We start from the raw sequence: 2570 nt of genomic DNA, 5'->3' as shown, positions 1-2570 counted from the left end.
TCGCGGCAAATTCGTTGAGGCTCAGCCGGGCATAGATCAGCGTGCACACTTGGGCGGCGAACGTGGCACTGAAGAAGGTCGCAGCGATCGGGAGCGCAAAGCCGAGATGGCGGCGCAACGTTGCCGGAAAGGTTCCCTGACGCCACCCTTGCGCTCGCAGGATGTGCCCGTCTCGGCGGAGGAAGCGGTGAACCAGAAAGGCGACCTGTATCGCGATTGCTATGGCGCTGCCAATCGCCGCGCCCGTGACGCCGAAGGCAGGAAGGCCCAGGTATCCGTGGATCAGCACGATGCTGGTAGCGACGTTGACAGGCAGCGACAGGCAGAAACCGTAAAGCGGAATCCGGGTTGCGCCGCAGCCATTGAAATAGCTCGACAGGGTTTGGCCGATCGCCTCTCCCAAGATCACCAGCGAGAAGACCGCGAGGTAGTCCCGCGCGAGTGCGCCAACCTCTGCGCTCGGCGCCATGGCGTCGATCACAGATCCGCCGAACAATGCGATCACGATGAGGCCGATCACGCCGATGGCGAGGCTGACAGCGAGACCGGAGGCAAGCGCGGATTTCAGGAACAACGTCTCGCCGATTCCATAGGCCTGCGCTATCCGGATCTGCATCGCGTTCGAGAATGCGAGGATGCCACCCAGCACAATCCCGGCGATTGCGGCGGCGAGGCCCATGGCGGCGAGCGAGGTCTCGCCGAGCGCCGAGACGAGGTAAGTGTCGATCACTACCGTACCTTGCAGAATGATCGCCTTCAGCGTCATCGGCCACGCGAAAGCAAGCACGTTTCGCCATGTAGGGCCGGACGGGCCAGCATCTTGAATCGAGATGGGTGTCACGGACATCGGGAAAGTGCTTTCGGGTGGGCAAGGGCAATGGGGGACCTGGCGGTCGCCAAAATCGCGCCTGCGGCGAGCGTGGAAGGGATTGATTGGTCTGTCGGTGTTCTACGCGGCCGGGAGCTCGAAGTAGTGGGCGCTGTTCTGGGATATGCTCTCGATCGTCTTGTCGAGCCGGGAGAGATGCAGCATGCCGATCTTGATGGCTCGGCCGGCGTCATGCGCCTTCACGGCCTCGGCGATCGCGCGATGGTCGGCCACCAGTTCGGGCATGCGGTCCTCCTTGGAGAGACCCAGCATGCAGAGGCGGTCGACCTTGGCCTTTTCGGTCATGATGATGTCGAAGGCGAAGTCGATCCCGGCGATCTCGCACAGCGTCTTGTGGAACTCGTAATCCAGAGTGCCGAAGCCCTCGACATCCCTCTCGAAGATGGCGCGGTCCTGCCTTGCAAGGGCCTCGTCCAGTCTCGCCGCACCGGCCGTGTCGCACTGAGCGGCGGCGTGGCGCAAAACCTCTCTTTCGACCGCTGCGCGAACGAATCGCGACTTGACGATCTCCTTCATCGAGAAGCGTTTCACCTCGGTCGCTCGCTGGGGCCGGATTAGCAGCAGGTCCAGGTTTGCGAGTCGGCTGAATGCATCGCGGACCGGTTGACGCGAAACGCCGAAGCGAGCCGCAATGTCGGCCTCCGAGATCTTGTCGCCCGGGCGCAACCGCAAGCTCAGGATCTCCTCGTGAAGAAGATCAAAAATGTCGTCCACAGTGGTCCGCCGTTCGCCGAGTTGCGTTACTTGGTCCATCGCGTGTTCTCCATCTTATCGTACCGTCCGGTCGCGGGGGCCACCGCGCCATGCGGGGTCACCCGCATCGCCACCGGATTGGGACTACCCCTGCACCCTGTCCCGCTGTCGTGGTCCGATCTGTACTCCGACCCGTTCCGGCAAGGTCGTGGATCATGTATTTCGCGGCGGCGGGCGGACCTCAGGTCCTTTCTCGGTCCCGGATTTACTTCCAAAATTACATCTAATTTCAGCAACCTAAGCTAATTCGACTCTTTTCTAACACAACTACTACTAGTATTCCAGTAAAATTACTAGTATACCAGTTGGAGGGATGGTCGAGTCGGTCGTTCGAGAGAACGTCGGCGGCAGACGGGGCATCAGAGGGAGAAGTCATGGCTGGCGTACATCTCAGCGGTATCGTGAAAGCATACGGTGCGGTGCAGGTGGTCCACGGGATCGACCTGGAAGTTCAGGAAAAGGAATTCGTCGTGCTCGTCGGCCCATCCGGCTGCGGAAAGTCGACGACCTTGCGTATGATCGCCGGCCTGGAGGAGATTTCGGACGGCGACCTCACGATTGACGGGCGGCACGTGAACCGTGTCGCGCCGAAGGATCGTGACGTGGCCATGGTGTTCCAGAACTACGCGNNCTGCGGATGATCGCGGGGCTGGAAGACGTGACCTCGGGCGATGTGCTGATCGAGGGGCGGCGGATGAACGACGTGGCCCCGGCCAGGCGGGAAATCGCCATGGTGTTCCAGACCTATGCGCTTTATCCCCATCTCAGTGTGCGCGACAACATGGGGCTGGCGCTGAAACAGCTTGGCACGCCCAGGGCGCAGATCGTCGAGGCCGCCGACAAGGCTGCCGGAATGCTGGATCTGGCACCGCTGATGGATCGCAGGCCCGCGGAATTGTCGGGCGGGCAAAGGCAGCGGGTCGCCATC

Annotated in this window: 2 protein-coding genes and 1 pseudogene; 1 reads left to right on the top strand and 2 read right to left on the bottom strand. The window is 61.8% G+C overall.

Annotation, left to right across the window (positions count from 1 at the left end; translation table 11 throughout):
* Positions 1–766: MATE family efflux transporter (locus B4L36_RS13980; protein ID WP_292958375.1), on the bottom strand; the 766-nt coding region annotated here is incomplete at its 3' end.
* Between the two features lie 183 nt (positions 767–949).
* The gene (locus tag B4L36_RS13975; RefSeq protein WP_292958373.1) at positions 950–1642 is read right to left on the bottom strand and encodes a GntR family transcriptional regulator; all 693 of its coding nucleotides are present in this window, start codon (positions 1640–1642) and stop codon (positions 950–952) included.
* Positions 1643–2016: 374 nt separating this feature from the next.
* Between B4L36_RS13975 and B4L36_RS16190 the strand changes: the two are divergent.
* Positions 2017–2570: pseudogene (locus B4L36_RS16190) on the top strand (ABC transporter ATP-binding protein); the annotation flags it as partial.

The sequence above is a fragment of the Paracoccus sp. UBA889 genome (assembly GCA_002294185.1).
Taxonomy (GTDB): Bacteria; Pseudomonadota; Alphaproteobacteria; order Rhodobacterales; family Rhodobacteraceae; genus Paracoccus.
The sequence above is the reverse complement of the archived record's forward strand: the minus strand, read 5'-3'. Positions and strand labels throughout refer to the sequence as shown.